Raw genomic sequence first — 15,984 nt, 5'->3', positions numbered from 1 at the left:
CGGCCCACAGGGCGTTAGCCCTGCGAGGACCGTGCGGCGGTCCCCGGGGCAGGACCTATGGGTTCCTGCCCCAGGCGGTGAGCAAGTGAGTCTGCTGGTCGGCGCCGGCCGGGACGCCCCGCTCATCCCCGATCACCCCCGCCTCGCGGTAGTCCTCCCGCGCCTTCTCGAACCATTCCGAGCAGGAGGCGACGAGCTCGGGGTCGAGCCGTTCCGGCCCGCCGATGGCACGTGCCAGGTCCCAGGTGTGGATCAGCGCGTCCGCGAACAGCTCGGTGATGTACTCCTCGCCCGGTACGTCGCCGAAGGACAGGTGGGTCACGCTGGTGAGGGCGCCCTCGGCGTACACCGCCTGGACGGCGCCCTGCGCGGAGGCCTCGAACGCCTTCAGCGGGTCGTCGCCGAGTACGTCGCCCTCGAAGGCGTCCCCCACCTCGGCCACCGTACGGCCGGACAGCAGCTCGGGGGCCCACAGGTTCTCGGCCACGACGTGGTTGACGAGCCCCCGGACGTCCCAGTCGATACAAGGGGTCGGCAGCTCCCACTGTCCGCGGCGGACGAGATGGAGGCGGTCCCCGAAACCGTCCAGCGCCCTGCGGTACGCGTCACGGATGTCGATCATGTCCCCTCCTCGCCACGAACTCCCCATTCGACCGTAACTCTTCTCAACGATCAGTCATACACGCTCTAAGGGGAGTGAACCCCCGGGTCAAGGGAGGTGCTGCTCGACCCAGACGATCTTCCCGTACGGGGTGGGCCGGGTGCCCCAGCGGTAGGCGAACCGCTTGATCAGCTGGAGACCGCGGCCGGTGTCCTCGTCGGGGGCGGCCGTGCGCGGGGCGGGAGCGGCGGGGGAGCCGTCGACGACCTCGACCACCAGCGTGCGGCCGCGCAGCATGCGCAGCTCGATCGGCGGCCAGCCGTGTTTGAGCGCGTTGGTGACCAGTTCGCTCACGATGAGCTGGGTGCTGTCCACCAGGGGGCTCAGCCCCCACCTCTGCAGGGTGCCGCGGACGAAACGGCGGGCGTGCGAGACGAACCGCGGATCGGACGGCAACGGGCAGGTCGCCACCTCGTCCGGGTCGAGATCGCGCACCCTGGCCACCATCAGGGCGATGTCGTCACGCTCGTGGCCCGCCCGCTGGCTGCTGATGATCGCGTCGGACATGTCCTCCAGGTCCTCGATCGGACCGGCGAGCAGGCGGCGCAGCCCCATGATCCCCGCGTCCAGGTCCCGCTCCCTGCTCTCCACGAGGCCGTCGGTGTAGAGGGCGAGCACGCTCCCGGCCGGCAGGACCATCTCGCGCGACTCCAGCGGGTCGCTCCCGATGCCGAGAGGCAGGCCCGAGGGCAGCTCGATGATCTCGGTCGACCGGTCGGGGTGCAGCAGGATCGGCGGCACGTGCCCGGCACGGGCGAGCGCGCAGTTGCGCGTGACCGGGTCGTAGACGGCGTAGATGCACGTGGCGATCTGGCTCGGGTCGAGGTCCTGACTCATCAGGTTGAGCCGGAACAGCACCTCGTCGGGCGGCAGGTCGAGGCTCGCGAGCGTCCGCGCGGCCGTGCGGAGCTGGCCCATGGTCGCCGCGGCCCTGGTTCCGTGGCCCATGACGTCGCCCACCACCAGGGCGGTACGGCACCCGGGCAGGGCGATCACGTCGTACCAGTCGCCCCCGACACCCATCAGGTCGCTGGCCGGCAGATAGCGCGAGGCGATGTCCATGCCGAGCGCCTGCGGCAGTTCGACGGGCAGCAGGCTGCTCTGCAGGGTCAGCGCGGTCCTGCGCTCCCTGGTGTAGAGCCGGGCGTTGTCGATGCACAGGGCGGTGCGGGCGGCCAGATCCTCGGCCACCACCACGTCCTGCTCCTCGAACGCCAGGCTGCCCGGGTGCCTGATGAAGACCGCGCAGCCCAGCACCCGCCCTCGCGCCCGCAGGGGCACCGCGAGGAACGAGGAGTCGGTCAGGAGCGAGGCGACCGCCTCCTCCCGGTCCAGGCTGGCGCCGATCAGCCGGGCGCTTTCCTTGTCGAGCGCGGGATACATCAGCGGTTTGCTGCCGGCCATGCACTGGGCCTGCGGAAGGATCGCCGGGTAGACCGTCGCCTCGCCGACGGGGAAGGCCTTCATCCAGGCGTCCGGATCGGCGCCGGCCACCGCCACGGCGACCCGGCGTACGAGGGTGCTCCCGTCCACCGGCCGGGACGACAGTTCGCCGTCCGCCGTGAGGCGGTCCTGCACCATGACGGCCGCCGCGTCGGCGAAGCGGGGGACCGCCACGTCGACGAGTTCGCGGCTCGTCTCGGATAAGTCGAGCGTGCTGCCGATCCGCCGGCTCGCCTCGTTCAGGAAAGCCAGCCGCTCGTGCGCGGACGCGGCGCTGCTGCGGCGCCACTGCGCCCGGTTACCCGGGGCGGGGTCCTTGATGACGCAGTTCCGGTTCAACGAATTCTCCGGAGAGAGCGGATGGTGTTCCAGAATCGTATGGAGCTGATACCGCGCATTTCAGCCGTTTGACATGAGTGCTCCAGTCGGTATGACGGCGCGTGGCGCAGCCGTACCCGCCGGTCAAGGGACGAAACGGATATCAGCGGGCATGCGCCCCATCAGACGGCGGGCAGGTGCGCGAGGGCCGCGTCGATCCGCTCCTGCGGGAGGGTGAAATCCTCCAGGCGGTCGGCGAGCCGGCTCTCGTAGGCGGGCAGGTCGAAGTGGCCGTGCCCGCACAGGGACATCACGATGACCTTCTCTTCGCCCGACTCGGCGCACCGCAACGCCTCCGCGATCGTCGCGGCCACCGCGTGCGCGGGCTCGGGAGCCGGCACGATCCCTTCGCTCCTGGCGAAGCGGATCCCCGCGTCGAAGCACTCGGTCTGTGTGACGGCCACGGCCTCCACCAGGCCCAGCGCGTAGACGTGCGAAAGCAACGGCGACATGCCGTGGTAGCGCAGCCCGCCGGCGTGGATCGGGTCGGGCACGAACGTATGCCCCAGCGTGTGCATCTTCATCAGCGGCGTGAACCCCGCCGTGTCGCCGAAGTCGTACGCGTAGGCTCCGCGGGTCAGGGACGGGCAGGCGGCGGGCTCGACACTTCGCAGCACGGGGTTCATGCGCCCCGCCAGCTTCTCGCGCAGGAACGGGAAGGCCAGCCCGGCGAAGTTGGAGCCGCCGCCGGTGCAGCCGATCACCACGTCCGGCGTCTCGCCGAGGACGGCCAGTTGCTCCAGCGCCTCCTCGCCGATCACGGTCTGGTGCAGCAGGACGTGATTGAGCACCGAGCCGAGGGCGTAGCGCGTGTCGTCGTGCTGCCCGGCGACCTCGACCGCCTCGCTGATCGCGATGCCCAGCGACCCCGTGCAGTGGGGATCCTGCGCCAGGATCCTGCTGCCCGCCGTGGTCACCGCCGACGGGCTGGCGTGCAGGGTCGCGCCGTAGATCTTCATCAGCGTGCGGCGGTACGGCTTCTGCTCGTACGACGCCCTGACCATCCAGATCTCGCAGGCCAGGCCGTACTGTACGCAGGCGAACGCCAGGGCGGAGCCCCACTGGCCCGCACCGGTCTCGGTGGTCAGCCTCCGGACGCCCTCCCGCGCGTTGTAGTACGCCTGGGGGGCCGCCGTGTTGGGCTTGTGCGAGCCCGACGGGCTGCCGCCCTCGTACTTGTAGTAGATCCGCGCGGGCGTGCCGAGCGCGCGCTCAAGGCGCCGGGCGCGGATGAGGGGCGTGGGCCGCCAGAGGCGGTAGACGTCGAGGACGCCGTCAGGGATCGGGACGAACCGCTCACCCGACACCTCCTGCTCGATCAGCGCCGCCGGGAAGAGCGGGGCGAGGTCGTCGGGGCCGACCGGCTGCAGCGTCGCCGGGTGGAGCACCGGCGGGGGAGGCGCGGGCAGATCGGGGACGACGTTGTACCAGTTCCGGGGGATCCGGGACTCGTCGAGAAGGACTCTGGTCGGCTCGCCCATAACTCCAGTGTCCGCGCCCGGGGCGTGGCGGGAAAGGGCGACCGCCGATGTGGCCGGACCCGGTCAGACGGTGTGTCAGACGGTGTGTCAGAGGGTGTGTCAGACGGAGCGTCAGGCGGTGCGTCAGGCGGTTCCGCCCGAGCGCCAGTAGATGTTGGACTCCCGGGTGAGGAACCCCTCGTCCACCAGGTAACGGCGCAGGGCGGCGTAGTCGTCGTGGAACGCCCGCAGCGCCACGTCGACCTCCTTCTCCGGGTAGCGCACGCCCACCTCGAACACCTGGGCGATGTAGTCGAGCACCATGAGCCGTTTGGTCCTCTTCGCCGGCATGGAGACGAGCCGCCCGTCGACCAGGAACGCGTCCATCGGGTCCGCCGGCGTGGAGGGGATCGTGCGCAGCAGGTCGCGGAAGGTCTCGGGCCGCGCCCGCCAGCCGTCCCCGTCCCGTACGGCGAGGCCGCCCCGCTCCAGCCGGTCCAGGGCCCTGGACACCACTTCCCGGTCGAGCCCGGTGACCTTGTCCAGCGGCTCACCGGGACGCAGGACCAGCCCGGCGAGGACCCGGAGCGTGTCGTCCTGCCCCAGCAGCCCCAGCACGCGGGAGATGTGCTTGTCGATCACCCGTCCACGGTATTGCGTCGATGAAGACCGTAGGAAACCTGGAGGGCGACGTGACCGCTCAACTGGACCACACGATTGTGCACAGCAGCGACCGCTTCGAGTCCGCGCGGTTCCTGACCGGGCTGCTCGGCGAGCCCGAGCCCGGCGCGTTCGGGCCGTTCGCCACGGTCCGGGTCGGCAACGGCGTGACGATCGACTACGCAGACTCGATCGTCGACCGGGACCGGATCGTCATGCAGCACCTGGCGTTCCTCGTCTCCGAAGACGAGTTCGACGACATCTGCGCCCGCATCGCCGAGCGGGGCCTGCCCTACTGGGGCGGCCCCCACCACCTGGAGCCACAGCAGATCAACCACCGTCACCACGGCCGCGGGGTGTACGTGGACGACCCCGACGGCCATGCCATCGAGTTCCTGACCCATCCGTACGTCGAGGAGGAGTGACCTTCAGCGGTTCTGCGCCCGGCCCCGGTCGAACACGGCGCGCCTGCGGGCGGCGAAATCGTCGGGGCCGGCGACGGCGAGGCCGTCCCGGCCGATCTCCAGCTCGGCCCGGAGGCCGTCGGCGCCGGTGCCGTCGCGCAGGAGGTCGTAGATCTCCCGGATCCTGCCCAGCGTCTCCGGGGTCGTCGTCGCGATGCTCTGCGCGAGCTCGACGGCCCGGGGCAGCAGCCGGTCGTGCGCGACCACCTCGTTCACCAGGCCGATGCGCAGAGCCAGGGAGGCGTCGACGAAATCCCCGGTGAACGTCATCTGCCTGGCCCAGGCCTGCCCGACGGCCTGGCTGAGCCGGGCCGTCATGCCCCAGGAGGGCACGATGCCGACGCGGGTGTGGGTGTCGGCGAACCTCGCCCGTTCGCTGGCGATCCTGAAGTCGCAGGCCAGCGCGAACTCCAGGCCGCCGGTCACCGCCACGCCGTTGACCGCCCCGATGACGGGCACCGGGAAGTTCCGCAGCGGGAGGATGGAGTCGGGGTGGCCGATCTGCACCGCCGCTTCCAGTTCGCCGAGGTCCAGGCCGGCGCAGAAGGCGGGGTCGGCCCCCGTGAGGACCATCGCGCGCAGGGCGGGCTCCTCCGCGAGCCGCTGGAGCGTGTCCTGGAACTCCTCGAGCAGCGCCTTGGAGATCGCGTTGTACTTGCGCGGGCGGTTCAGCGTCACGACCGCGACGGCCTCGGAGGGCCGGTCGACGAGGACCAGGTCGTCCATGATGCTCCTCAGGTTCCGGGGGGTACGGCGGTTCCGGGAGACGCGCCGGACCCCGCGCGCCGGACAAGGCCGCTTCCGTTCGCCGGAGGCGGCCTTTGACGTGCCTGAGTGCTGGTCGGGGCGACAGGATTTGAACCTGCGACTTCTTGCTCCCAAAGCAAGCGCGCTACCAAGCTGCGCCACGCCCCGTCTCGTCGGGTACGCGAACGCTCCGAGACTCCGGTACGCTTACGCCCTGACGACCGGATGAAGTCTAGACCAGATGGACACCGGGCGCGCGCGGACGTAGCTCAATGGTAGAGCCCCAGTCTTCCAAACTGGCTACGCGGGTTCGATTCCCGTCGTCCGCTCTGATGATGAAGGCCCAGGTCGGAGGAGTCGCCGCGGCGTTATCGCGACGGTGGGCCGCAATCTTTTACAGCCTCCGGATTTCTGCCGCGTCCGTCACACGCCCGAATATTTTCCTCGTGCCTGTCATCCGGTCGAGGCGGGGCCGTCCGACCGCGTGAGCGCCCGTCGCGACTCCGGCCCGTACATCGTGGAGCCGGCGCGAGGCGCCGGGAAACGGTCAGCCGCCGGTATGGAACAGGGCCCAGACGGCCTTGCCGCCCTCGTCCAGGGCGTCCCAGCCCCACGCCTGGCTGTAGGTCTCGACGATGTAGAGGCCGCGGCCGTGCTCGGAGACGAAGTCGGGCTGCACGGGCGACGGCGCCTGGTCACTGGGATCCGAGACGGCGAGCAGCACGTGCGGGGTGAGGCGCAGGAGCGTCAGTGTCAACGGCCGGTGGATGAGGCGGGTCGCCGGACACAGCGCGTAACGGACGGCGTTCGTCACCAGTTCGCTCACGACCAGCGCGGCGTCGTCGCTCAGCTCCGACAGGCCCCACCGCTGCAGGGTCATCCGCGTGACGTCACGCGCGGTCTTGACGGAGTCGGCCTGGGGGGCCAGGGGGCACATCGTCGTATCGGACGCCCCTGCCGTCCTCCGGAACCAGCCGAATCCCACGTCGCGGGTCAGCTGGCCGCCGGGTTTGGGCTCGTCCGACATGGTTGCCCGTACCTCCCGCTGGCCTGAATCGAGGGCTGGTGCACATTTGACCCAATATGCACCTAGACATGATGGATCAGCGGCTCCTGCCGCTGCAAGACCCAAATGCACGTGCAATTGTCACGTGCAGACGCACGCTGCGGTAGTCCTTACTGTCAGGGACACGTAGATCAGACCTTGTCATCGGAGCCCGAAGTGGTGACACTGTGTGGGCTGGGGGTGTCGTGCGGGTCGTCCCTTGCGGCACACAGGGCCGAGGTGAGAGGGAGGCGCCGTGATACAGATCCAGGCTGGATCGGGTCCGACGGCTCTGCGCATCCTTCTCGGCTCCCAGCTCCGCAAGCTCCGCGAGAGCAGGAGCATCAGCCGTGACCAGGCCGGCCAGTGCATCCGGGCGTCCGAGTCGAAGATCAGCCGGATGGAGCTGGGCCGGGTCGGGTTCAAGGAACGCGACGTGGTCGACCTTCTCGCCCTCTACGGAGTGGAGGACGAGGAGACGCGTGACGTCGTGATGAACCTGGTCGAGCGGGCCAACGAGCCCGGCTGGTGGCACCGGTTCAACGACCTGCTTCCCTCGTGGTTCCAGGCGTACGTCGGCCTGGAGGAGGCCGCCGAGCGCATCCGCACCTATGAGGTGCAGTTCGTTCCCGGCCTGCTGCAGACAAAGGAATACGCGCGGGCCGTCATCATGGCCGGCGCGGTCGGCGCGGTGCCGGAGGAGATCGCCAGGCGGGTGGACCTGCGGCTGGAACGCCAGAGCATCCTCGACGGCGAGAACAGCCCCAAGTTCTGGGCTGTCATCGACGAGGCCGCGCTGCGCCGTCCGATCGGCGGTGTCGAGGTCATGCGGGGTCAGATCCAGCACCTCATCGACCTGATGAACCAGCCCAACGTGACGATTCAGGTCATCCCGTTCAGTTACGGAGGACACGCCGCCGAGGGCGGTGCCTTCAGCATCCTGCGGTTCGGCGATCCCGACCTGCCCGACATCGTGTACGTCGAGCAGCTCGCCAGCGCGCTTTACCTGGATAAACGGGAAGAAGTCGATCGCTACAGCGAGGTCATGGAACGCCTCTGTGCGGTCAGCACCACCCCAACGGAGACGGTGGACCTACTGCGGCAGATCATGGCCGACCTCTGATCAGTCGCTACCGGGCCTCATCTGCTCTAGACTGCCCTTGGCGTTGGACACCCGCCACAGTCGAGCATGCCCAGACAGGTCGCGTGCAGGCGAGACGGTGATCCTGCGCCTCTCACGTGGGCGCGGCGCGCGTTATTGTGCCGCGGTTGCCGTGCACGACGTGCCCGCGATCACCAGATGCTGGATCAAGGAGACCACCCCGTGAAGACCGCTGTCGAGGAGCTCAGCCCTACCCGGGTCAAGCTCACCGTCGAGGTGCCATTCAAGGAGCTCGAGCCGAGCCTGCAGGCCGCGTACAAGAAGGTCGCGCAGCAGGTGCGCGTGCCCGGCTTCCGCCCTGGCAAGGTGCCGGCCCGGATCATCGAGCAGCGCTTCGGCCGCGCGGTGGTTCTCGAGGAGACCCTGAACGACGCGCTGCCCAAACTGTACGGCCAGGCCGTAGACGAGACTGAGGTCTTCCCGGTCAGTCAGCCGGAGATCGAGGTCACCAAGATCGAGGACGGTGAGCAGGTCGAGTTCACCGCCGAGGTGGACATCCGTCCCGCCTTCGACGTCCCCGACTACCAGGGCGCCGAGGTCGTGGTCGACCCCGCCGAGGTGACCGACGAGGACATCGCCGCCCAGATCGAGGCCCTGCGCCAGCGTTTCGCGACGCTGGCCGGTGTCGAGCGGCCGGCCCAGAACGGCGACTACGTCGTGATGGACCTGCGCGCCGAGATCGACGGCCGCAACCTCGACGAGCAGCAGGCCGCCGACGTGTCGTACGAGGTCGGCGCGGGCTCGGTCCTGGAGGGCCTGGACGACGCGCTGGAGGGCATGACCGCCGGCGACGAGAAGACCTTCCGCACCACGCTCGTCGGTGGTGAGAACGCCGGCGAGGAGGCCGACGTGATCATCAACGTCAAGTCGGTCAAGGAGAAGGTGCTGCCCGAGCTCGACGACGAGTTTGCGCAGCTCGCCAGCGAGTTCGACACGCTCGACGAGCTCAAGGACAGCATCCGTCAGCAGGTTCGCCGAAACAAGCTGGTGGACCAGGTCGTGCAGAGCCGCGAGAAGGCCCTCGACGCGCTGCTCGACAGGATCGACATCCCGCTGCCCGAGAGTGCGCTCCAGGCGGAGATCGACGCGCGCAAGCACAACCTCGAGCACCAGGTCGCCGAGAGCGGCCTGAGCCGCGAGGCGTACCTCCGCCTCCAGCAGACCACCGAGGAGGAGCTGTTCGCCGAATACGAGGCGACCTCGGCTAAGGCGCTGAAGTCCGGCTTCGTGCTCGACAAGATCGTCAACGCGGAGGAGATCGGTGTCAGCGAGCAGGAGCTGACCGACTTCGTGGTGCGCCGCGCCATGCAGATGAACGTCGCGCCGAACACGCTGGCCCAGCACCTCGCCGACAACAACCAGCTCCCGCTGGCGATGATGGAGATCGTGCGCGAGAAGGCCAAGACCCTCGTCGGAGACGCGGCCAAGGTGACCGACACGGCCGGCAACGACGTGGACGTCAAGGCCATCTACGCCGAGCTCAACCCCGAGCAGGAGGCTGTGGGCGTGGAGGAGGCGGGCGTCGGGGAGTCCGCCGACGAGGCCGAGCAGAGCTGAGTTCCCAGGCTCTCGCCTGACCTCTGCCACCGACCGGCCGGGAGGCCGGTCGGTGTGGTGGTGATGGTGGAACCCCCGTCGCACTCGGGTGCGCCGGGGGTTTCCGGTTATAGACGGGTAAATCCCTGCAAAGTTGTTTCTTGCCGCGTGACGGGGAGTAATCGCACGGCCGAGATCCCTGTGCCCCCGGCCGAGCGGCCACGACGGGAAACCCGAGCGGTGCGGTGCGGGCCCCCGCCGCGAGCCGGGCATGCGCCGTCAGCGAACAGTACGGCGCACGGGCATGACCTGTCTGCGTCGCGCGTTAAGGTCACAAGCAAAGCCAATCGATTTCGACGCATCGGAAGGTGACGCTGTGACCAGCCCGCCGACCTTCTTCCCGACCGATGGTTCCGGCTTCGAGGCCCGGAGCCCGGAGGGTGGCCCCTCCCGCCTCGAGGACCAGCTCTACCAGCGCCTGCTGCGTGAGCGGATTGTGGTGCTCGGCACCCAGGTCAACGACGATGTGGCCAACCGGCTGGCCGCTGAGCTCCTGCTCCTCGCCGCCGATGACCCGGACCGCGACATCTGGATGTACATCAACTCTCCGGGTGGCTCGGTGACCGCCGGGATGGCGATCTACGACATGATGGAGTACGTGCCGAACGACGTCTGCACGGTCGCCATGGGCCTGGCCGCCTCCATGGGGCAGTTCCTGCTCTGTGCCGGTGCACGCGGCAAGCGGTACGCGCTTCCGCACGCCAGGATCATGATGCACCAGCCGTCGGGCGGCATCGGCGGCACCGCGGCCGACATCGCGATCCAGGCCGAGCAGATGCTCTACGTGAAGAAGACGCTCGCGGAGCGGATCGCCTTCCACACCGGCCAGCCGCTCGATCAGATCGAGCGTGACTCCGACCGGGACCGCTGGTTCACGGCCGAGGAGGCCAAGGACTACGGCTTCATCGACCACGTGGTGCGCAGCGCCCGCCAGGTGCCCTCTGAGGGCGCCGTCTCGTGACTGGAGCTTCCCAGATGAGTGAGCTGATCCGGCCGGGTGACATCAACGGCCGCTACGTCCTTCCCTCCTTCGTCGAGCGCACGTCGTACGGCGTCAAGGAGATGAACCCCTACAACAAGCTGTTCGAGGACCGCATCATCTTCCTCGGCGTCCAGATCGACGACGCTTCGGCGAACGACGTGATGGCGCAGCTGCTGACGTTGGAGTCGCTGGACCCGGACCGCGACATCAGCATGTACATCAACTCGCCGGGTGGTTCGTTCACCGCGATGACCGCGATCTACGACACCATGCAGTTCGTCCGGCCCGAGATCCAGACGGTCTGCCTCGGGCAGGCGGCCTCGGCCGCAGCGGTCCTGCTGGCCGGCGGCACGCCGGGCAAGCGGTTCGCCCTGCCCAACGCCCGCGTGCTGATCCACCAGCCCTACACCGAGGGCGGCGGCCAGGGCAGTGACATCGAGATCCAGGCTCGTGAGATCCTGCGGATGAGGTCGCTGCTCGAAGAGATCGTGGCGAGGCACTCGGGCAAGGCGCCCGACGAGGTCCGCAGGGACATCGAGCGTGACAAGATCCTCAGCGCCGAGGAGGCGAAGGCGTACGGGCTGGTGGACGACATCATCCCGTCGCGGAAGAAGCGCACGGCGGCTGTCGCCGCTTCCTGAGGAGTCGCCGCACCGGAACGGTGCCCATTTGGGCACGTTCCGGTGCGACTCACCGCTAGGGGGCTCACTGAGGGCCCGAGAGACGGTAACGTCGAAACCTGAGCGGGATGACGTTTTCGCACCGGATCGCGATCGCCGGCTCATGACCCAGGATCATGAGCCCGGATCGTGAGCAAGGTGCGGACGGAGACGACCGCGGCAGCAGGGGCGGTCCCACGCAAAGGAGTATCTGGGGTGGCACGCATCGGCGACGGGGGAGACCTGCTGAAGTGCTCGTTCTGCGGCAAGAGCCAGAAGCAGGTCAAGAAGCTCATCGCCGGACCAGGCGTCTACATCTGCGATGAGTGCATCGATCTCTGCAACGAGATCATCGAGGAGGAGCTCTCCGAGTCCTCCGAGCTCAAGTGGGACAACCTCCCCAAGCCGCGCGAGATCTACGAGTTCCTCGACGCGTACGTCATCGGACAGGACAAGGCGAAGAAGGCGCTGTCGGTGGCGGTCTACAACCACTACAAGCGCGTCCAGTCCGGGGAGCGGGGCCGCGACGACGGCCTGGAGTTGGCCAAATCCAACATTCTGCTGCTCGGCCCCACCGGGTCGGGCAAGACCCTGCTCGCGCAGACTCTCGCCAAGATGCTCAACGTGCCGTTCGCCATCGCGGACGCGACCGCGCTGACCGAGGCCGGCTACGTCGGCGAGGACGTGGAGAACATCCTCCTCAAGCTGATCCAGGCCGCCGACTACGACGTCAAGAAGGCCGAGACCGGCATCATCTACATCGACGAGGTCGACAAGATCGCCCGTAAGAGCGAGAACCCGTCGATCACGCGGGACGTGTCGGGCGAGGGCGTGCAGCAGGCCCTGCTGAAGATCCTGGAGGGGACGACGGCGAGTGTGCCGCCGCAGGGCGGGCGCAAGCACCCCCACCAGGAGTTCATTCAGATCGACACCACGAACGTGCTGTTCATCTGCGGCGGCGCCTTCGCCGGCCTCGAGAAGATCATCGAGTCGAGGGTCGGCAGGAAGGGCATCGGCTTCAACGCGATCATCCACTCGAAGGAGGAGATGGACTCCTCCGACATCTTCTCGGACGTCATGCCGGAAGACCTCCTGAAGTTCGGCATGATCCCCGAGTTCGTCGGCCGGCTCCCGGTGATCACGTCCGTGCACAACCTGGACAGGGACGCGCTGATCCAGATCCTCACCGAGCCGCGCAACGCGCTCGTGAAGCAGTACCGGCGCCTGCTCGAACTGGACAATGTCGAGCTGGAGTTCTCCGACGACGCCCTGGAGGCCATCGCCGACCAGGCCATCCTGCGCGGCACCGGCGCCCGCGGTCTGCGCGCCATCCTGGAGGAAGTCCTCCAGTCCGTGATGTACGAGGTGCCCTCCCGCCAGGACGTGGCCCGCGTCGTCATCACCCGCGAAGCCGTGCTGGAGCACGTGAATCCGACCCTGGTGCCACGCGACCAGCTGCAGGCCAAGCAGCAGCGGACTCCGAGGGAGAAGTCGGCCTGAGGCGGGGGCCCTCGCCGGCGTGTTGTCCACAGGGCGTGCGGTGACGGCTCGGGCGGCGTCCGGACGTCCCTAGAATTGGGCACCGTGACTACGTCTGAGCTGCCCACCCAGTACGCCCCCGCCGATGTCGAGATCCGGAGCTACGAGCGCTGGGTATCGGCGGGCTACTTCACCGCGGACCCGGGCAGCGGGCGCGAGCCGTACAGCATCGTGCTTCCCCCGCCCAACGTCACCGGGTCGCTCCACGTGGGCCACGCCCTCGACCACTCGGTCCAGGACGCGCTCACCCGCCGAGCCCGGATGCGGGGCATGGAGACGCTGTGGCTTCCCGGGATGGACCACGCCGGCATCGCCACGCAGAACGTCGTCGAGCGCGAGATCGCCAAGGAGGGCCTGTCTCGCCACGACTTCGGCCGTGAGGCGTTCGTCGAGCGCGTCTGGCAGTGGAAGGAGGAGTCCGGCGGCCGGATCCTCGGCCAGATGAAGAAGCTCGGCGACGGCGTGGACTGGTCGCGTGAGCGCTTCACGATGGACGAGGGGCTCTCCCGAGCCGTCCAAACGATCTTCAAGAAGCTGTTCGACGACGGTCTCATCTATCGCGCCGAGCGGATCATCAACTGGTGCCCCCGCTGCCTGACCGCCCTGTCCGACATCGAGGTCGAGCACAGCGACGACGACGGCGAGCTCGTCTCGATCCGCTACGGCTCGGGCGACGAGGAGATCGTCGTCGCCACCACCCGTGCCGAGACCATGCTGGGCGACACCGCGGTCGCCGTCCACCCCGCCGACGAGCGCTACGCGCACCTGGTCGGCAGGCTCGTCGAGGTCCCGCTCACCGGGCGGCGCATCCCGATCGTCGCGGACGAGCACGTGGACCCCTCCTTCGGGACCGGCGCGGTGAAGGTCACCCCCGCGCACGACCCGAACGACTTCGAGATCGGGCGCCGCCACTCCCTGGAGTCGCTCGTCATCATGGACGAGCGTGGCGTCATCACGGCCCACGGGCCCTTCCAGGGCCTCGACCGGTTCGAGGCACGGCCCGCCGTGGTCGCCGCGCTGCGTGAGCAGGGCCGCATCGTCGCCGAGAAGCGGCCGTACGTGCACTCCGTCGGGCACTGCTCCCGCTGCAAGACCGTGGTCGAGCCGCGGCTGTCGCTGCAGTGGTTCGTCAACGTCACACCCCTGGCCAAGGCCGCCGGTGACGCCGTGCGCGACGGCCGCACCCGCATCCACCCGCCGGAGCTGGCCAAACGCTACTTCGACTGGGTCGACGACATGCACGACTGGTGCATCTCACGCCAGCTGTGGTGGGGACACCGGATTCCCGTCTGGTATGGCCCGGACGGCGACATGGTCTGCGTGGGGCCCGATGAGGAGCCGCCGGCCGGTTACGAGCAGGACCAGGACGTCCTCGACACGTGGTTCTCCTCCGGGCTGTGGCCGTTCTCCACGCTGGGCTGGCCCGACGCCACGCCCGAGCTGGCCCGTTTCTATCCGACGTCCGTGCTCGTCACGGGTTACGACATCCTGTTCTTCTGGGTCGCCCGGATGATGATGTTCGGGTTGTACGCGATGGACGGCCAGCCGCCGTTCCGGACCGTGGCGCTGCACGGCATGGTGCGCGACCAGTTCGGCAAGAAGATGTCGAAGTCGTTCGGCAACGTCGTCGACCCGCTCGACTGGATCGAGCGATACGGCGCGGACGCCACGCGCTTCACGCTGCTCCGCGGCGCCAACCCCGGCTCCGATGTGGCGATCAGCGAGGACTGGGCGGCCGGATCCCGCAACTTCTGCAACAAGATCTGGAACGCCACCCGATTCGCGTTGATGAACGGCGCCGTCTCCGACGGCCTGCCCGACGACCTCACGGCTGCCGACCGGTGGATCCTGTCGCGCCTGCAGGAGGTCGTCACGAGTGTCGACGCGGCCTTCGAGGAATTCGAGTTCGCCAAGGCCTCCGACGCCCTCTACCACTTCGCCTGGGACGAGGTCTTCGACTGGTACGTCGAGCTGGCCAAGGTCCAGTTCGCCGAGGGCGGCGCGGTGGCCGAGAACACCAAGCGGGTGCTGGGGCACGTCCTCGACGCGCTGCTCCGGCTGCTCCACCCGCTCGTGCCGTTCGTCACCGAGGAGCTGTGGCGTGCTCTGACCGGTGGGGAGTCGATCGTGGTCGCTCCCTGGCACTCGGCCTCGCCCGGACTGCTCGACCCCGCGGCCGAGCAGGAGATCTCCGCACTGCAGAACCTCGTGACGGAGGTGCGCAGGTTCCGCTCGGACCAGGGCCTCAAGCCCGGCCAGCGGGTGGCCGCGCGACTGTCCCTGTCCGGTACGGCTCTCGCCGCCCACGAGGGGGCGATCCGCGTCCTGCTGCGTCTGGACGAACCCGCGGACACCTTCAACCCGACAGCTCGGCTCACGGTCGGCACGGTGCTCGTGGAGATCGACACAGCCGGAGCCATCGACGTCGTCGCGGAGCGGAAGCGGCTGGAGAAGGACCTGGCCGCGGCCCGCAAGGAGCAGGCGCAGGTCACGGCGAAGCTCGGCAACGAGCAGTTCATGGCCAAGGCGCCCGACGACGTCGTGGCGAAGGTGCGCCGGCGGGCCGAGCAGTCGGCCGAGGACATCTCCCGTCTTGAGGCCCAGCTCGCCGCCCTGTCGGCGTAGGGCGTCGCTCTGTGCGCCCTCGTCCCGGCGAGGGCGCACAGGCACTCCTGGCTTTGTGCCGGCTGAGGTTTGAACGGCATGAAGACAGGGCAGGACACTAAAGTTGCCCAAGTTGTGCGCGGCACCCGTCGAGGGGTGCTAGTCTTTCTGCACGCGCCGAGGACCGGCGAGCCTGAATCTCCCTCCGGAGATCGGCTGCTAGGCTCTCAGCGACTCCCTTTCAACGAACCCGATTTCGGGATGCATCGTCGCGATTCGACGGGCTTTCAGAATTCGGGTAAGTTAGAGGGGTTGCCCCGGAAACGGGGTGGTCGAATTCCTGTCGGTTGGCGGGTTTCCGGTCAAATTAGGTCCCGGTGGGGCGGATTTGACACGGAAGAGCCGGTCGGGAAGAATTAAGACCAGCAGGACAAAAGAAAAACAAAAAGAACAAACGGTGAAACGCCCCGGAGTGCGGGACCTGTTAAAGGGTTTCGGGTGATGGTGGTCGCGTCCGTTTCTTGAGAACTCAACAGTGTGCTAAAAGCCAGTGCATGAATCATGCATGACCCCGTCATAGCGGC

At 68.4% G+C, this 15,984-nt stretch carries 13 protein-coding genes and 2 tRNA genes; 8 read left to right on the top strand and 7 right to left on the bottom strand.

Annotated elements, in window-relative coordinates; genetic code table 11:
* Positions 1 to 55: 55 nt before the first annotated feature.
* The 4 genes from ACGFIB_RS20945 to ACGFIB_RS20930 all read right to left on the bottom strand — a co-directional run bounded on the left by ACGFIB_RS20945 (position 56) and on the right by ACGFIB_RS20930 (position 4,584).
* Positions 56 to 622, bottom strand: coding sequence for a TIGR03086 family metal-binding protein (locus ACGFIB_RS20945; RefSeq protein WP_142572139.1), 567 nt, complete (start codon positions 620 to 622; stop codon positions 56 to 58).
* An 87-nt stretch (positions 623 to 709) separates the two neighbouring features.
* The gene (locus tag ACGFIB_RS20940; RefSeq protein WP_142572138.1) at positions 710 to 2,443 is read right to left on the bottom strand and encodes an ATP-binding SpoIIE family protein phosphatase; all 1,734 of its coding nucleotides are present in this window, start codon (positions 2,441 to 2,443) and stop codon (positions 710 to 712) included.
* A 161-nt stretch (positions 2,444 to 2,604) separates the two neighbouring features.
* Complete coding sequence (locus tag ACGFIB_RS20935) at positions 2,605 to 3,963, bottom strand: TrpB-like pyridoxal phosphate-dependent enzyme (protein ID WP_393374156.1); 1,359 nt, start codon at positions 3,961 to 3,963, stop codon at positions 2,605 to 2,607.
* 123 nt (positions 3,964 to 4,086) lie between these two features.
* Positions 4,087 to 4,584, bottom strand: a complete 498-nt coding sequence (locus tag ACGFIB_RS20930) for a DUF2087 domain-containing protein (protein ID WP_393374153.1) — start codon at positions 4,582 to 4,584, stop codon at positions 4,087 to 4,089.
* Between the two features lie 20 nt (positions 4,585 to 4,604).
* Between ACGFIB_RS20930 and ACGFIB_RS20925 the strand changes: the two genes are divergently transcribed.
* A complete protein-coding gene (locus tag ACGFIB_RS20925; protein ID WP_223854078.1) occupies positions 4,605 to 5,027 on the top strand; it encodes a VOC family protein in 423 nt (140 codons plus the stop codon).
* A gap of 3 nt (positions 5,028 to 5,030) precedes the next feature.
* Here ACGFIB_RS20925 and ACGFIB_RS20920 read toward each other — a convergent pair whose 3' ends face one another.
* Complete coding sequence (locus tag ACGFIB_RS20920) at positions 5,031 to 5,792, bottom strand: enoyl-CoA hydratase (protein WP_393374150.1); 762 nt, start codon at positions 5,790 to 5,792, stop codon at positions 5,031 to 5,033.
* A gap of 112 nt (positions 5,793 to 5,904) precedes the next feature.
* Positions 5,905 to 5,981, bottom strand: a tRNA-Pro gene (locus tag ACGFIB_RS20915).
* A gap of 90 nt (positions 5,982 to 6,071) precedes the next feature.
* Between ACGFIB_RS20915 and ACGFIB_RS20910 the strand changes: the two genes are divergently transcribed.
* Positions 6,072 to 6,142, top strand: a tRNA-Gly gene (locus ACGFIB_RS20910).
* A 218-nt stretch (positions 6,143 to 6,360) separates the two neighbouring features.
* Here ACGFIB_RS20910 and ACGFIB_RS20905 read toward each other — a convergent pair.
* On the bottom strand, positions 6,361 to 6,840 hold the full coding sequence (locus tag ACGFIB_RS20905) for an ATP-binding protein (protein ID WP_357244848.1): 480 nt from the start codon (positions 6,838 to 6,840) through the stop codon (positions 6,361 to 6,363).
* A gap of 274 nt (positions 6,841 to 7,114) precedes the next feature.
* Here ACGFIB_RS20905 and ACGFIB_RS20900 point away from each other — a divergent pair, with 274 nt between their 5' ends.
* The 6 genes from ACGFIB_RS20900 (at position 7,115) to ACGFIB_RS20875 (ending at position 15,421) form a co-directional block, all read left to right on the top strand.
* The gene (locus ACGFIB_RS20900; RefSeq protein WP_357244846.1) at positions 7,115 to 7,981 is read left to right on the top strand and encodes a helix-turn-helix domain-containing protein; all 867 of its coding nucleotides are present in this window, start codon (positions 7,115 to 7,117) and stop codon (positions 7,979 to 7,981) included.
* Between the two features lie 201 nt (positions 7,982 to 8,182).
* Positions 8,183 to 9,577, top strand: a complete 1,395-nt coding sequence (tig, locus tag ACGFIB_RS20895; protein WP_357244844.1) for a trigger factor — start codon at positions 8,183 to 8,185, stop codon at positions 9,575 to 9,577.
* A gap of 355 nt (positions 9,578 to 9,932) precedes the next feature.
* Positions 9,933 to 10,577: a ClpP family protease gene (locus ACGFIB_RS20890; protein WP_268239486.1), complete on the top strand. Its 645-nt coding sequence runs from the start codon at positions 9,933 to 9,935 to the stop codon at positions 10,575 to 10,577.
* 14 nt (positions 10,578 to 10,591) lie between these two features.
* Positions 10,592 to 11,239 (top strand): ATP-dependent Clp protease proteolytic subunit, encoded by a 648-nt coding sequence (locus ACGFIB_RS20885; protein ID WP_142572131.1) that lies wholly within the window; start codon positions 10,592 to 10,594, stop codon positions 11,237 to 11,239.
* Between the two features lie 234 nt (positions 11,240 to 11,473).
* A complete protein-coding gene (gene clpX / locus ACGFIB_RS20880; RefSeq protein ID WP_030509563.1) occupies positions 11,474 to 12,757 on the top strand; it encodes an ATP-dependent Clp protease ATP-binding subunit ClpX in 1,284 nt (427 codons plus the stop codon).
* 75 nt (positions 12,758 to 12,832) lie between these two features.
* Complete coding sequence (locus ACGFIB_RS20875; RefSeq protein WP_393374145.1) at positions 12,833 to 15,421, top strand: valine--tRNA ligase; 2,589 nt, start codon at positions 12,833 to 12,835, stop codon at positions 15,419 to 15,421.
* Positions 15,422 to 15,984: the final 563 nt, after the last annotated feature.

The organism is Microbispora bryophytorum (genome assembly GCF_043197435.1).
Lineage (GTDB): Bacteria > Actinomycetota > Actinomycetes > Streptosporangiales > Streptosporangiaceae > Microbispora > Microbispora bryophytorum.
This window is presented reverse-complemented; position numbering and strand designations above follow the sequence as displayed.